This is a genomic window from Desulfacinum infernum DSM 9756 (assembly GCF_900129305.1).
GTDB lineage: Bacteria > Desulfobacterota > Syntrophobacteria > Syntrophobacterales > DSM-9756 > Desulfacinum > Desulfacinum infernum.
In genome coordinates this window covers 1-15,000 of the sequence record NZ_FQVB01000024.1, presented here as the reverse complement: position 1 = coordinate 15,000, position 15,000 = coordinate 1, and the positions used below count along the sequence as shown (strand labels likewise).

Sequence of the window (15,000 nt, the reverse complement as noted above, 5' to 3'; positions counted from 1 at the left end):
CTACAGGGAAGGGCTTTATGCCCGCCCTTCAGGACCGCACAAAATGGAAAGATCGGCCCGTCGTCCCATGATGCCGCACCGGCTGGAACGAATCAGAAGGCCTCTCGGATCTTCTCCAGCACGGCTTCCATCTCGCCGGGTCCGTACTGCTTGGCGGGCCAGGGGACCTTGAACCCGTCCCCGGTCTTTCGGGGCATGAGATGAAAATGGACATGGAAGATCTCCTGCCCCGAAATCTCGTAATTGTTCTGCAGAATGTTCATGCCCTCCGCGTCCATGCCCTTGAAGACGGCGGAGGCCACCTTCGGGAGGGCCGCGCCGCAGGCCGCCGCTTCCTCGGGGCTCATGTCGAAGATGGTTTCGGCGTGTTTCTTGGGAATGAGCAGCGTATGGCCCGGCATGAGAGGGTTGATGTCGAGAAAGGCCAGCACATGGTCGTCTTCATACACCTTGGCGCAGGGAATCTCTCCGGAAACGATCTTGCAAAAGATGCATTCCGACATGTCCTCTCCTCCTTCCATGGTTTTCCTTCAGCCGATCGACCGTACGGGGCCCCGGGACGTTGCCCCGCCGAAGCTCCCTTTCTATAATCGGGCCGCTTTTCACCATACGATGAGACCCTCTTTCTGACAACACGTTTGAAAACACCTCCGGGAAAGGAGTTGGAACATGTCTCGGAAATCCTACGGCGCGCCGGATTTCACCTTGGAAGACCTCTACGCCATGATTCCGGAAATGCAGTGCATCGACGGGTGCACCGAATGCTGCCGGCGTTTCGGCGTCCCGTCCCGCACCCCCTTGGAAGACGCCCGAATCAGGGAGTATCTGGCCTCCCAGGGCAGGACTGTTCTGCCCGCCCAAGGCACCACCTGCCCGTACCTGACGGATCGCGGCTGCACCATCTACCCGGTCCGGCCCTTCACCTGCCGCCTTTTCGGCACCTCGCCCAACTACCTGTGTCCCCACGGCGCCCGCCCCCTGGAGCTCCTGCACGAAGACCTGGAAGCCGAGATCTTTGCCAGATATCAGGACTTTTTTCACCGCGGTGCCTGAAACGAGCCCGGCCCGCTCCCCAGGGCTCAAGCCTGGGTCATCGCCGGGCTGAAAAGCCCCCCACCCCTTCACCCTTCACTCGTCACTCGTCACTCATCACCCATCACCCATCACCTTATCCCTTGACAGGGGGGCCTTCTCCTGTATGTTTGAATGTCGATTTATTTGCTTTTCTAATTTCCTGCAGGAGACTTTCAGTGGTTCAAGTCGACACGCCTCTCGAACAGGCCCGCTTCATCTTCACCACCGGCAAGCTGATCCGGGACCGGATCAACCGCATCGTGGCCGCCCGCCAGGCCCAAGGGGGCGCTCTCGCCCGGTTCGGCGACATCTCGGTGGCCCAGATGCACGCGCTTTTCTTCATCCACAACGCGGGCAAGATGACCATCAAGGAACTGGCGGAAACCCTGAGCGTTTCCGCCCCTTCGGCATCCACCATGGTGGACCGTTTGGTGGAAAAAGGCCTGGTGGTGCGCGAGCCGGACCCGGAAGACCGGCGCCGGGTCCATGTGCGGATCTCTCCGGAAGCCGGCCGGGACATGGTCCATCTGGAGGAGACGATTCTCCAGGCGTTCGTGAACCTGGTGGAGGAGTTGGGACCGGAGACGGCCCGGGAATGGTGCCGCATTTTGGAAAGGGTTCATTCGGTCCTCACCGATGAGACGAAACGGCTGGAAAGATTGCCGTAGGCGGGAAAGAAATCATGTCGGAACCCAAGAAGTCGATCGCGACGAACCGCCGAGTTCTTTTTCGAATCATTGTCTGTGCGGTCCTTCTGGCCGGCGGGGTATTGGCCATGACGGCCCTTTCCCGGCTCAAGAAGCCCCCGGCGGAGGCGGTGGAAGCGGAACGCGTTCTGAAGGTCCAGGCGGTGCGGGCCGTCTATGAAGACGTACCCGTCGTCTTGAGGGGCTACGGCACCGCCGAACCCGTCCGCACGGTCACGATCTCCCCCCAGGTGTCCGGCACGGTGGCTTATGTGCATCCCCGTCTGGACGTGGGGGAGATCCTTCCCGCCGGGGACGTCCTTTTCCGCATCGATCCCCGCGATTATGAATCGGCTCTGGCGGAAGCGCAGGCCATGGTGGAGCAATGGAAGGGCACCGTGGAGCGTCTCAAGCGAGAATATGCCCGGGAACAGACCCGGCTGGGACCTCTGGAGCGAAGCCGGGACCTGGCCCGGGCCGAGTTCGAAAGGCTCCGCCGACTTTACGGCGAAAGCAAGGTGGGCACCCGAAGCGGAGTGGAAGCCGCCGAGAGGGTGTATCAGCAGGCGGTGGACCAGGTGAACGTGCTGCAACGATCCCTGGCGGTCTACCCCCAGCGGATACGGGAAGCGGAAAGCAGCCTTCGCGCGGCCCAGGCCCAGCTGGAGCGGGCGCGGATTCAACGGGAGCGATGCGAGGTGAGGGCGCCCTTCCAGGGGCGGGTCACGGCCTCTTCCGTGGAATACGGCCAGTTCCTCTCCCCGGGAGCTCCCGCCGTGACGCTTGCCGACGATTCCGAGCTGGAGATTCTCGTGGCCCTGGACAGCCGCGATGCGCAACGTTGGCTCCTTTTCGACACCCCCGCCGCCGCCAGGGAAGCGGCCTGGTTCCAGAACATCCGGCGCGTTCCCTGCACCGTGTGCTGGACGGAAGCTCCCACCTCCCATTCCTGGCACGGCGTGCTTCACCGGGCGGTGGACTACGACCGGAACACCCGAACCCTCACCGTGGCCGTTCGGGTCTCGGCCCGGGAGGCGTCGCGCACCGCTTCCGACGGCCTGCCCCTGGTGGCGGGCATGTTCTGTTCGGTGGACATCCCGGGCCGAACGCTGGAGCGGGCGGTGCGCCTGCCGCGCTGGGCGGTCACCTTCGACGACAAGGTCTATCTGGCCCGGGACGGCCGATTGAAAACGGTGGACGTCCAGGTGGCCCGCATCCAGGGAGATGAGGCCTATATTTCCCAGGGAATCGAGGAAGGGGAAACGGTGATCGTCACCCGGCTCGCCAGCCCCCTGGAAGGCATGCTCCTGGAGGTTCAGATGGTGGACGGGAAAGCGGAAGCCGAAGGTGAGGACAAGAGGTCATGAAGCGGATCCTCGCGGCCTTCGCCCGCAACACCGTTTTTGCCAACATCGTGCTGGTGCTCATCTTCTTTGCCGGGATCACGGCCGCCATGTCCATGATCAAGGAGATCTTTCCCGATTTCTCCCTGGACATGATCACCGTGACGGTCCCCTATCCCGGGGCGGATCCGGAGGAGGTGGAAGAGGGGATCTGCCGCAAGATCGAGGAAGCCCTGGAGGGGGTGGAAGGGATCAAGCAGATCACCACCACGGCCCGCGAAGGCGTGGGAACGGCCCTGATCGAAGTGAGGGAGAGCTTCGACCTGCGCGTGGTTTTGGACCGGGTTCGGAGCAAGATCGATTCCATCTCCACCTTTCCCCTGGACGCCGAGGAGCCCATCATCACGGACCTGACGGTGCGAAACCCCGTTGCCCTGGTCTATCTGGCGGGCCGGATGAGCGAAGCGCGCCTCAAGGAGTGGTCCGAGCGGGTCAAGGACGAACTCCAGTTGCTTCCGGAAATCTCCCAAGTGGAAAGCTTCGGCACCCGCGACTACGAGATCGCCATCGAAGTCTCCGAGGAAGCCCTGCGCCGCTACGGGCTGACCTTTTCCCAGGTGGCCGACGCCGTTCGCCGCAGCAACCTGAACCTGGCCGGCGGAACCATCCGCACCAAGGGAGAAGAAATCCGCGTGCGCACCGTGGGGCGGAAGTATACGGGGGAGGAACTGGCGTCCATCGTGCTTCTGGCCACTCCCGACGGGGACATGATCCCCCTGGATCGCGTGGCCCGCATCGTGGACGGGTTCACGGAAGATCCCATCCGGGCCACCATCAACGGCGATCCCGCGGCTATGCTCATCGTCTTCAAGACCTCGGAGGAAGACGCCCTCAAGATTTCCCGGGCCGTCCACGACTACGTGGAAAGGGCGCGGAAGCAACTGCCCGACACCCTGAAGATCAAGATCCTCTACGACACCACGGACATGCTCCGGGCCCGCATCAACCTGCTTTTGAAAAACGGCCTCTACGGCCTGGTGATCGTGCTCCTCACCCTCTGGCTCTTTCTGGACGCCCGGCTGGCCTTCTGGGCCGGCATGGGCATTCCCGTGTCCATCGCGGGCGCCCTGGCCATCGTGTGGGCTCTGGGGGGCACCATCAACATGATCTCTCTTTTCGCCTTCATCATGGTCCTGGGGATCGTGGTGGACGACGCCATCGTGGTGGGGGAAGCCATTTTCGTCCACAGAAAGCGGGGGGAAAGCGCCTTGAGCGCCGCCGTGGAAGGGGTGAGCGAGGTGGGGCTTCCCGTGATCGCCGCGGTGACCACCACCGTGGTGGCCTTTCTTCCGCTGGCCTACGTGGGCGGCATCATGGGAAAGTTCATTGCCATCCTGCCGGAGGTGGTCACCGCCTGCCTGCTCATTTCCCTGGTGGAGTGCCTGCTGCTTCTGCCCGCCCACCTGAGCCACCTGCCGGATCCCAATCACGCCCGTTCGGAAAAAAAAGGCCTCTTGGGGCGCGTGAGCCGGCTTCAGCAGTCGGTGAGTTCCGGCATGGAATGGTTCGTGGCCCGCGTGTACGCGCCCTTTCTCAGCACCGTCCTTCGCTGGCGCTACATCGGGCTGTGCACGGCCGTCTCCGTCCTCCTGGTGAGCATAGGCCTCATACGGGGCGGGATCGTCAAGTTCGTGGTCTTTCCGGAAATCGACGGCTTCATTGTGACCGCCACGGTTCAGTTTCCCGAAGGCACCCCGGTGGAGGTGACTCAGGAGGCGGTGGACCGCCTGGAAGCTTCGCTCCTTCGACTGAACGACCGGATGAAGACCCTTTCCGGGGAGCCCCTGGTGGTGGACCGGCTGGCCTTGGCCGGCCAGTCCATCGGGGACATCCCCAGCTACGGACCCCATTACGGAGCCGTGCAGGCTATCCTGCTGCCTTCGGAACGGCGCGGGATTCATTCCAAGGACATCATGGTGGAATGGGAAAAGGAGACGGGCACCCTTCCCGGCGTGAAGTCGCTCACCTTCGAAGGCATGGAGGCCGGCCCGCCGGGCGCTCCCATCGAGATCTGGATCCAGGGCTCCCGGATGGACCACATCCTGGCCGCCTCCCACGACCTCATGGAGCGCCTCCGCCGCTTCGACGGGGTCTATCAGATCCGCTCCGACTACTCGGCGGGCAAACGGGAACTGCGCCTTCGCCTCAAGCCCGAGGCCAGGACCTTGGGGCTGACCGTGGATGACCTGGCCCGGCAGGTCTATGCGGGCTACTACGGCCAGGAGGCCCTGAGGATCCAGCGCGGGCGGGACGACATCCGCATCAAGGTCCGGTACACGCAGGAGGAACGGCGCGACCTTTCCCGCCTGAACGACATCCGCATCCGCACGCCCCGGGGCGCGGAAGTGCCCCTCCGGTCCGTGGCCGACTTCGACTACGCCCCCGGGTTTTCCGTCATCACCCGCACGGACGGCATGCGGCGCGTGGCGGTGAGCGCCGCGGTGGATACCGAACGGGCCAACGCCAACGAGATCTTCCAGGAGCTGTCGGCGAGTTTCTTTCCTCAGCTCCAGCGGAAGTACCCCGACGTGCACGTGGCCCTGCAGGGAGAAAAGAAAAAGATGCGCGAATCCCTGGACAGTCTGAAGATCGGCTTTCCCATGGCGCTTTTGGGCATCTTCATCATCATCGCCACCATCTTCCGAAGCTACATCCAGCCGGCGGTGATCATGACCACCGTTCCCTTCGGACTCATCGGCGCCGTGGCGGGCCACCTGGTCATGGGCTACGACCTTTCCATCATGAGCCTTTTCGGCATGGTGGCCCTTACCGGCGTGGTGGTCAATGACGCCATCGTGCTCATTGAACGTATCAACGAAAACCTGGCGGAGGGCATGCGCTTTTTCGACGCCATCATCGAGGGGGGAAAGCGCCGCTTTCGGGCCATCGTTTTGACCACGGTAAGCACCGTGGGAGGGCTCACGCCCATGATCCTGGAAACGGACTTCCAGGCCAAGTTCCTGATTCCCATGGCCCTGGCCCTGGCGGCGGGTGTCCTGTTCGCCACCGTGCTCACCCTGGTGCTGGTTCCGAACCTCTACACCATCCTGAACGACGTGCGGCTGCTGGGATTCCGTCTCCGTCACGGCAGATGGCCCGAGAGCCGCGAAGCCGTGGAGCCGGCCCGGCTCCGCAAAGTGGACCTGATGACCGGGGCGGCCGACGAGGACAAGACGGCCCTGGCCGCCTAGGAGGCTAACCGAAAACGCTGGGGATGACCGGTTTTCTCGTAGCGCAGCCCTTCAGGGCTGCGGAAGAGCGCCGGACACCGGAGGGACCATCGGGTATTGCCGGTCACTTCATGGGGTCGCGATGGCCACTTTCCGCGGGGCTGAAGCCCCGCGGCTACGAAAGAAGTCGGGCCCCTCAGCCGGCCGGATGAGGTTTTGCGAAACTTCCTTTGAAAGGGACGTGGCGTGATACAAGGAGTGCTTTCCATGCGCTTGCGGAAAAATCCCCCGCAGAGAACCGCCGCCGGACCGATGCGGACCGTGGCGTCGGCGGCCTTGATGGCCTTTCTCTTGTTCCTCTCCGTTCCCCATCAGGCCCTGGGGCAGACCCCGTCCGTCAACCCGCCGGCGTCCCATGAGGTGCCCGCCGTTCTGGATCTGGAGACCGCCCAGCGAATCGCCCTGGAATGGAACCCGTCTCTGGCCGCAGCCGCCGAGAGGGTGGAACAGGCCCGCCAGCGGATCCGCCGGGCCTGGGCGGGCTATTCGCCCCGGCTGGAAGCCTCAGCGGGTCTCACCCACACCAAATACCCGGAAAACGCGACTGCAGGCAGTGCGCTCTCCGGGACCGGTACCGGAGCGTCTTCCTTCTCGTCCCTCTCGGCTCCGGAAAGGGAAGACATCTACAGCGCAACGCTTACGGCCACCTGGACCCTTTTCGACGGATTCCGTCGGGAATTCGCCCTGGCCGCCGCCCGGTTCGACCGGAACCGCACCGAAGCCGCGCTCCAGGAAGCGCGGCGACTCCTGCTGGCCGCCGTCTCCTCCAGCTTCCACGGGGCCCAACTGGCCCTGGAGAACGTGGCCATTGCCGAAGCGGACGAGGCGTTCAACCAACGTCAGCTGGAAGACGCCCGGGCCCGGGAGGAGGCAGGAGCCGGTTCCCTGAGCGATGTGCTCAACTTCCAGGTGCAGGTGAACCTGGCGCGAGCCCGCAAGATCGAGGCGGAGCGCGATTACCGGGTGGCTCTTTCCGGTCTGGCGGCTCTCATGGGCCTGCCGGAGGGGGCCCTGGGGCCGGGAGTGCGCCTGGCGCCCTTGAAGGAAGCGTCCCCGGCCCTGCTCACTCCTCCCAAGGCGGAAGAAGAGGTGGCGTACGCCTTGGATCACCGCCCCGACGTGAAGGCGGCCCGGATGGCTCTGCTGGCGGCCCGGGCGGGCGTGGGATCCGCCAGGGCGCGCTTCTATCCTTCCTTGAGTCTTTTCGGAAGCCTGGAAGGAAACCGCTACGGAGACGCCCACCTGGAAGAAGACGACTTCGCCTCTTCCGTGGGGGTGCGCATGACCGTTCCGCTCTTTTCCGGTGGAGAGGACCTCGCGTCCTACCGGGAAGCCCGACACGCCGAAAGGGAAGCGGACCACGCGCTCCGAAACCTCCTGGCCGAAGCGGCATCCCAGGTGCAAAGCGCCGTGGCACGCGTCCTGGCGGCCCAGGAACAGCTTCGGCTCCAGCGCCGGAACGCCCGGCTCGTTCTGCAAACGCGGGATCTGGTGCAAAAGGAATACACCGCGGGCCAGGCGTCCCTGGTACGGCTCACGCAGGCCCAGCGGGACCTGGTGCAGGCCCAAAGCCAGCTGGCCCAAGCCCGGCACAGCCTGGAAGACGCCTGGGTGCAGCTTGACGCCGCCACGGGAAAGATTCTGGAACGGTAGAGGAAGGAAAAATTCAGACGGCCGACTTGGCCCGAAGTTCGGCGTATTGCTCCTGGAGCCTCAGCACGTGGCTCTTGATTTCGGATACGTCTTTTTCATAGACGACCTTCGCGGTCAACTCATCCAGGCGCCGGTTGGTTCCGTCGATTCGCCCTATGAGGTCGGACCGGAGCTCATCCATCCGCTGATTGGTGTAGTCAATCCGCTGGTTGGTGCGGTCCATGCGATCCGTGAGCTCGACACGCAATGCATCGATCCGCTGGTTCGTCGCGTCGATGCGCTGAGTCAGTCCATCGATTCGTTGGTTCGTCGCATCGATTCGCTGGTTCGTTTGGCCGATCTGCTCCGCGAGCTCTTCACGGACCTGATCGATCCGCTGGTTCGTCACGTCGATGCGCTGAGTCAGTCCATCGATTCGTTGGTTCGTCGCATCGATTCGCTGGTTCGTTTGGCCGATCTGCTCCGAGAGCTCTTCACGGACCTGATCGATCCGCTGGTTCGTCCTGGCGATCTGGTCCGAAAGTTCCTCACGAACTTGGTCGATACGGCGGCTTTGGTCGATCAGGTGGGCTTCAACGGATGTGAGCCGTTCCCGGATGAACTGGTTCTCCTGGCGAATGGCCTGAAGTTCAGGAATCAGGAATTCCTTGATTTTTTCCACGGCATCCATGGCGAATCCCCTCTGCTCGCCATCTGAAAACGAAGGGACTTGTCAGAGGCACCATAACCCGGCACCCGTCAGAGATCAAGGCGGCGCCGAAGGCCGCCTCCACCGCCCCCTTTCACCTTTCACCTTTCACCTTTCACGTTTTACCTTTCACCTTTTACCTTTCACCTTTTACCTTTCACCTTTCACCTTTTACCTTTTACCTTTTACCTTTTACCTTTCACCTTTCACCTTTTACCTTTTACCTTTTACCTTTTACCTCCTCCCAATTGAGACAATGGGGAGGTCGGCGCCCGGCCAGGCCCTCCAGAAGATTCTCCACGGCCATCTCGGCCATGCGGGTACGGGTTTCCACCGTGGCGCTTCCCACGTGGGGCAGGAGCACCACGTTCTGGAGATCCGCCAGGCCCGGCGTGAGCTCCGGTTCGTTCTCGTAAACGTCCAGGCCGGCTCCTCGGATGCCCCCGCCTCGGAGCGTTTCCACCAGGGCCTTTTCGTCCACCACGGGCCCGCGGGCCGTGTTGATGAGGAAGGCGGACGGCTTCATGAGCGACAGTTCCCGGGCCCCGATCAGGTGGCGGGTTTGGGGGGTAAGCGGGACGTGGAGCGACACGAAGTCGGATTGCGCCAGGAGCTCCTCCAGGGGGGCGAATCGAACGCCGAGGCGTTCCTCCTCTCTCTTCTCCAGCGGTTTTCGAGCGGTGTAGAGCACCTGCATGTCGAAACCCCGGGCCCGGCGGGCCACCGCCTTCCCGATCCGCCCGAACCCCACGATCCCCAGCGTCTTGCCGCTCACTTCCGTACCGAGGAAGTGAAGGGGCGCCCAAAACCGGAACTGTCCGGAACGGGTCCTCCGGTCCCCTTCCACCACGCGCCGGGCCACGGCCAGGATGAGTGCGAAGGCGAGGTCCGCCGTGGCGTCGGTGAGCACGTCCGGGGTGTTGGTGACCAGAATGCCTCGACGGCCGGCTTCCGCCACGTCGATGTGGTCGAATCCCACCCCGTAGTTGGCCGCGACGCGAAGCCCCGGGGCCTTGTCGAAGACCTCCCGGTCGATCCGGTCCGTGATGGTGCACAAGAGCCCCTCCGCCCCTTCCACCCGGGCCAGGAGTTCCTCCCGGTTCATGGGGCGCACTTCCCCGTGCCCGTCCACATCGCAGCCCGCCAGGATCAGCTTGCGGACCGCTTCGTCCGGCAGTTTCGCCGTCACAAGCACTTTCATTTCCAAGGTCTCCTTCATTGAACGGCGGAAAATTACGGGACGAAAGATTCAAGGCTTTTCGTCCCCACCCGGCACGTCTCCGACGGTGCGGTGTCCGTCGGTGCAGGAATCCGTCTCCTTTCGTAGCCGCGGGGCTTCAGCCCCGCGGAATGGGGTCATCTTGCCGCTCCGCCCGGCGGTCTCACAGGCCGCCGAAGTCCACCCGAAGCTTCTTTTCCAGTTGGTTGGCCAGGCGGATCAGCGGGTAGCAAACCACGAAGTAAAGGATCCCCACCAGGCCGAAGACCATGAGTCCTTCCGGGATGCGCTGCACCGTGAACCAGCCCACCCGGGTCACATCGGTGACGCCAATCACGGAAACCACCGAAGAATCCTTGATGAGGAGCACGTACTGGCCCACCAGGGGCGGCAGGATCGTCTTCATGGCCTGGGGCATGACCACGTAGCGCATGCGCTGGAACCAGTTGAGTCCCGTGGCCTTGGCCGCCTCCGTCTGACCGGGGGGGACCGCCGTGATCCCGCCCGACACGATCTCGCAGATGTACGCGCCGGCGTAGAGCGTGAGGCTCAAGACGGCGGCGGAGAAGGCCTCCAACTGGATCCCCCATTCGGGCAGGATGAAGAAGACGATGAACACCTGCACCAGGAAGGGCGTCCCGCGCATGAAATCCACGTAGGCGAAAAGGAGCTTTCCCAGCACCGGAACCCGGGACGCCCGGACGATGCCCGCCGCAAACCCGATGGCCGTCCCCATGACGAGGCTCAGGCCGGACACGGCCACGGTCATCCACAGCCCCTTGAGGAAGAAGGGAAAGGTCTGCACAAGCTGCTTGAAGTAATAGAGCCACATGATCGGGAACGCTCGCTCCTATGCCGGTTGGACGAAGATGAGCCGCTTCTGCCACCAGGACGAAAAGGCCTTCAAGGCATAATAGATGAGCAGATAGAGCAGGGCCGTGGTGAAAAAGCCCTCGGCGGGCATGAACCGCTCAGACGTGATGATCTGCCCGGCCCGGGTGAGTTCGAAGACGGAAATGAGGGACAGGAGCGCGCTGTCTTTTACCAGCACGATGGCCTGGCCCAGTAGGGGCGGGATCGTGATGCCCAGGGCCTGGGGAAGCACCACGTAGCGCATGCGCTGGAAGTAGTTGAGCCCGTAGGCCATGGCCGCCTCGATCTGCCCCCAGGACACGGAAAGGACTCCGGCTCGAATGATTTCAGCCATATACGCGCCGCTGTTGAGCGACAGCGCCAGGATCCCCGTCTGGTATTCGGGGAGCCGCACGCCCAGGCTGGGAAGTCCGAAATAGAGGAAGTAGAGCTGGGCCAGGAGCGGCGTGGAGCGGATGGCTTCGATATAGGCCCCCGCCAGGGCCGAAAGGATGCGAAATTTAGACAGGCGGGCGCCGCAGGCCACCATGCCCACCAGGAGCGCTCCCGCCAGGGAGATGGCGGAAAGCCAGGCCGTGGCCCACAGCCCCTTGAGAAACAGCGGCATGTAATCAAAAAGGACGCGGAAATTGAAGGCTTCCAGCATGCCGGCTCCGAGGAAAGGAGAAAGGGGAAAGGTAAAAGGCGAAAGGGACAAGGTCAATATGAAACGCGACCTCATTCGGTTCATGCGCGCGGCCTGTAGGGGCGAATAATCATTCGCCCCTACAGGGGCCTACTTCCCAAAGGTGCGTTTCATCCTTCGTTGTCACGGGCCGTCCGTGATGGGGTTTAAAGGGAAAGGCGGGAAGAACCGGCCCATCCGCAAACTCTTCCCCTTCCCCTTGCTCCTTGCCACTTTAATCCTTTAATCCTCTAATCCTTAATCCTCTGCTAATGGTCTTTCTTCCAATCCAGGGACTTCACCCAGTAGTTGATGTTCTGGTCGTAGCGGCCGTCTTCGCGGACCCACCGGAAGAAGAGGTTGATCCACTGCAGAAGGTGGGTGTCTTCGGGACGCACGGCGAAGGCCAGGGGCTGCTTGGAAAGGCGAATGGGCAGGATCTCGATGCTGTTCGGCGGGAATTCCTGCATCTGGCCCACCACGGCGGTTTCGTCGTTCACGCCGATGTCCGCGTGCCCCGCCAGCACGGCGTTGATGAGCAGCGGCCCGCCGCCCTTGTAGGACTTGATCTTGGCCTTGGGAAAAAACCGCTTGGCTTCGGCCTCACCGGTGCTTCCCAGGAGGACCGCGATGGTCACGTCTTCCTTGTTGCAGTCTTCGATGGTCTTGAAGGCGCTGCCCTTCTTGGCGAAGACCACGGCTCCCGTATAGTAGAAGGGATCGGTAAAGGACACCTTGAGGGCCCGCTTCAGGGTGGCCGTCATGTCCGCGGCCAGCAGATCCGCCTTCTTGGAAAGGAGCGCCGGGATGAGCCCGTCCCAGTCGTAGTCCAGGAATTTCACCTGGACGCCCATTTCCTGGGCCATGAGCTTGCAGAATTCCACGGAGCTTCCCGTCCGTTCACCGTTCTTGTCCACGAAGCTGAAGGGAGGCCCCTGGGTCTGGACCGCCACGCGCAGCTCCCCGCGCTGGATGATCTCCTGCAGGGTGTCGGCCGCCGCCGGAGCGCTCAGGCCGAACAGGAACGCCGCCACCATGCCCAACGCACAAAGTGTTTTTGCCCATCGTCCCATGACTGCCTCCTCGCTAGGGTTTGGGAAACAATGCAGCCGGTCGAAAAGACCGGCACCATCCGGCGGGATCGTTCGAGGGGGGAAAGCCTCTTTGCCTGCTTCAATATTCTTTCGTCATCCCCGCGGAAGCGGGGACCCGGGATCTGCAGCGCGTTATGGGCTCCCGCCTGTGCGGGAGCGACGGGTTGACGGGCTCTCGGGCAAGCTCCCGGGAGTTTGTCCGAAAACACTGGAGATGATCGCTCTTTTCGCGGCGCAGCCCTTTGGGGCTCCGACCCGTCGATCGAATTCGGGATCTTCACGCCGGCCAAAGCCGTTCCAGGGCCTCATGGGGCGGCATCCAGGCCCGCTTCTGGAACGTTCCCGCTTCGTGCCACGTGAGAATCCCGCCCACGGCGGTCACGCCTTCCAGGAGAGCCGGGCTGCGTCGGAACGCCTCAGGGATACCACGATCGGCCAGGACCCTCAAGTACGGAAAGATCTCCAGCGCCAGGGCCCGGGAAGCGGTCCGGGCCACCGTCCCGGGAATGTTGGTGACCGCGTAGTGGATCACCCCGTCCACTTCCCAAACGGGATCGGAGTGGGTGGTGTAGCGGTCGACGGTTTCCACCGCCCCCCGGAGGTTGGCGGTCACGTCCACGATGACGCTTCCCTTTTTCATCCGCCGCACCAGGTCCCGGTCGATGAGGTGCCGGTCGCTGTGGGGCGGCACCGTGGCGGTGTTCACCACCATGTCCGCGGCGGCGACGTAGGGGGACACGTCCACCACGTGGGCGTTATGGATCTGGACATTGGCCGGAGCCGTCTCGGCAAAGGCGCGGATGGCGCGCTGGTTGATTTCGAAGACGTGAACCCGACACCCCAGGGCCGCGGCCACCCGGGCCGCCGGACGGCCCGCCTCGCCCGCGCCCAGCACCACCACCACGGGCGCCTCCAGCCCGGGATAGGCCACGAGGCTCTTTCCCACGCCGCCCCGGTGGTTCCACAGAAACTGCATGCCCTGGAGCACCGCCTGCTGCCCCGCGATGACGCTCATGGGCCGAAGCAGCGGAAAGGACCCGTCCGATTCCCGCACGTTTTCGAAGGCCACGGCCGTAAGCCGCCTTTCCAGAAGCATGTCCACCAGCTTGGGACGCGTTTCGCTGTGAAGGTAGCAAAAAAGGATTTGGCCTTGGCGGAAGATTTCGAACTCCTCCTCCACCGGTTCCTTCACCTTCACCAGAAGGTCCGACGCTTCGCTCACTTCCGCCGCCGTAGGCGCCAGGCGCGCCCCGGCCTCCCGGTAGGCCTGGTTGGAAAACCCGGCTCCCGCCCCCGCCCCGCTCTCCACCGTCACGGCGTGCCCGGCCCGCACCAGCTCCGAAACGTTTTGCGGCAGCACCGCCACCCGGTACTCTTCCGGCTTGATTTCCTTCACCACTCCGATGTTCATGACGAGTCCGTCCCCCTTTCCGTGCGCCTTTTTTCCTGGCTTTCCCTTTCGCTGTATAGCAACCAGCTGCATCCCTCGCAACAGACTGGTTCCGGGAATCCCCTCGGGAGATCGCCGAAGAAAGAGTGTGCAACGAAAGAAACAGATTGTGCAGCCGAATCCACACCTAAAACGAACTTTATTTCACACACTATCCAACCCGCTAACTCGGTCGGGGTTTTCTTATGCGTTATATCAGGATATTATGAACACCCTTTGATCGGCTTTCCTTGGCACGAATTTTGATTATTCATAGAACGTTTCTTCTGGGACAGGGAGCAGAGGCCTTTTCAAAAACTCGCGTAAAAGGGCCCTGAATCCCTGAATAAAAAGCTGGCAGACTGACGGTGGAGCATTCGGAATCCTTTTCGGAGGCTCATGACGTCCGGTCGCGATCCTTCCGGCATCATCCGGACTGTCAGCAGCAGGAAAGCCGCTTGCCATGGGGATACCATACGCCTCACGAGACATTGGTAGCCCTTTAAAACCTTGCGGTCAGCCCGCTTGCGTGCTCTTGAGGAGGCCCGGGCTATGCCGGGCAGGACCTGAGATACACACTGCGAAAAGCACGAAAGGCCGGACAGTGTCTTCCGAACTGCAACTTCAACCGGCGCCCTGTTCGGATCACTCGGGCCGCCAGGCACATCAGTTCCTGGATCACCGTCCGTACTCGTCTACGCTTCGCCGGATGGCGGACCGGCGAAAATCTCCCCAAAAGTCCATTCTGCCCAAGAATGCGAAGGATATTGTAGGCAAATCCACCGAGCGTCAGCACCAGGGCATTGGTGGCGAACTTTCCGGAGGGCAATCGTTCCAAGTCCAGATCGGATTTGATCTCGCTGTGAAACTGCTCGCTCAGGCCCCGCTTTTCATACAAGGCAATCACTTGATCTTCTTCCACGGAAAGGGACGTCCACCAGCCCTCCAGTTCCAAGCTGGGCCGGATCAGCATTTGGCCTTTGGCGT

Annotated in this window: 13 protein-coding genes; 5 read left to right on the top strand and 8 right to left on the bottom strand. The window is 62.7% G+C overall.

The genetic code is table 11. The features are described from left to right. Positions 1 to 92: 92 nt before the first annotated feature. Entirely contained in the window at positions 93 to 503 is a 411-nt protein-coding gene (locus BUB04_RS12210) for an HIT family protein (RefSeq protein WP_073039983.1), read from the bottom strand. A 166-nt stretch (positions 504 to 669) separates the two neighbouring features. Here BUB04_RS12210 and BUB04_RS12205 point away from each other — a divergent pair, with 166 nt between their 5' ends. The 5 genes from BUB04_RS12205 (at position 670) to BUB04_RS12185 (ending at position 8,046) form a co-directional block, all read left to right on the top strand. Next, on the top strand, positions 670 to 1,053 hold the full coding sequence (locus BUB04_RS12205; RefSeq protein ID WP_073039894.1) for a YkgJ family cysteine cluster protein: 384 nt from the start codon (positions 670 to 672) through the stop codon (positions 1,051 to 1,053). Between the two features lie 197 nt (positions 1,054 to 1,250). Continuing rightward, positions 1,251 to 1,742, top strand: coding sequence for a MarR family winged helix-turn-helix transcriptional regulator (locus BUB04_RS12200; RefSeq protein ID WP_073039892.1), 492 nt, complete (start codon positions 1,251 to 1,253; stop codon positions 1,740 to 1,742). A gap of 14 nt (positions 1,743 to 1,756) precedes the next feature. After that, the gene (locus BUB04_RS12195) at positions 1,757 to 3,127 is read left to right on the top strand and encodes an efflux RND transporter periplasmic adaptor subunit (RefSeq protein WP_073039890.1); all 1,371 of its coding nucleotides are present in this window, start codon (positions 1,757 to 1,759) and stop codon (positions 3,125 to 3,127) included. After that, the gene (locus BUB04_RS12190) at positions 3,124 to 6,354 is read left to right on the top strand and encodes an efflux RND transporter permease subunit (RefSeq protein WP_073039888.1); all 3,231 of its coding nucleotides are present in this window, start codon (positions 3,124 to 3,126) and stop codon (positions 6,352 to 6,354) included. Before BUB04_RS12195 ends, BUB04_RS12190 begins: the two co-directional genes overlap by 4 nt. 246 nt (positions 6,355 to 6,600) lie before the next feature. Continuing rightward, positions 6,601 to 8,046, top strand: coding sequence for a TolC family protein (locus BUB04_RS12185; protein WP_073039886.1), 1,446 nt, complete (start codon positions 6,601 to 6,603; stop codon positions 8,044 to 8,046). Between the two features lie 13 nt (positions 8,047 to 8,059). Here BUB04_RS12185 and BUB04_RS12180 read toward each other — a convergent pair whose 3' ends face one another. The 7 genes from BUB04_RS12180 to BUB04_RS12150 all read right to left on the bottom strand — a co-directional run. Continuing rightward, on the bottom strand, positions 8,060 to 8,716 hold the full coding sequence (locus BUB04_RS12180) for a hypothetical protein (protein ID WP_073039884.1): 657 nt from the start codon (positions 8,714 to 8,716) through the stop codon (positions 8,060 to 8,062). 238 nt (positions 8,717 to 8,954) lie between these two features. Further along, a complete protein-coding gene (locus tag BUB04_RS12175; protein WP_143156467.1) occupies positions 8,955 to 9,935 on the bottom strand; it encodes a 2-hydroxyacid dehydrogenase in 981 nt (326 codons plus the stop codon). Positions 9,936 to 10,116: 181 nt separating this feature from the next. Beyond that, positions 10,117 to 10,785, bottom strand: coding sequence for an amino acid ABC transporter permease (locus tag BUB04_RS12170; protein ID WP_143156466.1), 669 nt, complete (start codon positions 10,783 to 10,785; stop codon positions 10,117 to 10,119). Between the two features lie 18 nt (positions 10,786 to 10,803). Next, entirely contained in the window at positions 10,804 to 11,472 is a 669-nt protein-coding gene (locus BUB04_RS12165) for an amino acid ABC transporter permease (protein ID WP_073039981.1), read from the bottom strand. Between the two features lie 287 nt (positions 11,473 to 11,759). Next, the gene (locus BUB04_RS12160) at positions 11,760 to 12,563 is read right to left on the bottom strand and encodes an ABC transporter substrate-binding protein (protein ID WP_218588443.1); all 804 of its coding nucleotides are present in this window, start codon (positions 12,561 to 12,563) and stop codon (positions 11,760 to 11,762) included. Between the two features lie 298 nt (positions 12,564 to 12,861). Next, the gene (locus BUB04_RS12155) at positions 12,862 to 13,995 is read right to left on the bottom strand and encodes an alanine dehydrogenase (protein ID WP_178371981.1); all 1,134 of its coding nucleotides are present in this window, start codon (positions 13,993 to 13,995) and stop codon (positions 12,862 to 12,864) included. Between the two features lie 568 nt (positions 13,996 to 14,563). Further along, a partial coding sequence (locus tag BUB04_RS12150; RefSeq protein ID WP_178371980.1) for a transposase occupies positions 14,564 to 15,000 on the bottom strand: 437 nt, incomplete at its 5' end.

Excerpts from the sequence above, each read along its gene's own strand:
- BUB04_RS12210 (WP_073039983.1), bottom strand. The coding sequence starts at position 503 with ATGTCGGAATGCATCTTTTGCAAGATCGTTTCCGGAGAGATTCCCTGC.
- BUB04_RS12205 (WP_073039894.1), top strand. The coding sequence starts at position 670 with ATGTCTCGGAAATCCTACGGCGCGCCGGATTTCACCTTGGAAGACCTC.
- BUB04_RS12195 (WP_073039890.1), top strand. The coding sequence starts at position 1,757 with ATGTCGGAACCCAAGAAGTCGATCGCGACGAACCGCCGAGTTCTTTTT.
- BUB04_RS12190 (WP_073039888.1), top strand. The coding sequence starts at position 3,124 with ATGAAGCGGATCCTCGCGGCCTTCGCCCGCAACACCGTTTTTGCCAAC.
- BUB04_RS12185 (WP_073039886.1), top strand. The coding sequence starts at position 6,601 with ATGCGCTTGCGGAAAAATCCCCCGCAGAGAACCGCCGCCGGACCGATG.
- BUB04_RS12180 (WP_073039884.1), bottom strand. The coding sequence starts at position 8,716 with ATGGATGCCGTGGAAAAAATCAAGGAATTCCTGATTCCTGAACTTCAG.
- BUB04_RS12175 (WP_143156467.1), bottom strand. The coding sequence starts at position 9,935 with ATGAAAGTGCTTGTGACGGCGAAACTGCCGGACGAAGCGGTCCGCAAG.
- BUB04_RS12170 (WP_143156466.1), bottom strand. The coding sequence starts at position 10,785 with ATGTGGCTCTATTACTTCAAGCAGCTTGTGCAGACCTTTCCCTTCTTC.
- BUB04_RS12165 (WP_073039981.1), bottom strand. The coding sequence starts at position 11,472 with ATGCTGGAAGCCTTCAATTTCCGCGTCCTTTTTGATTACATGCCGCTG.
- BUB04_RS12160 (WP_218588443.1), bottom strand. The coding sequence starts at position 12,563 with ATGGGACGATGGGCAAAAACACTTTGTGCGTTGGGCATGGTGGCGGCG.
- BUB04_RS12155 (WP_178371981.1), bottom strand. The coding sequence starts at position 13,995 with ATGAACATCGGAGTGGTGAAGGAAATCAAGCCGGAAGAGTACCGGGTG.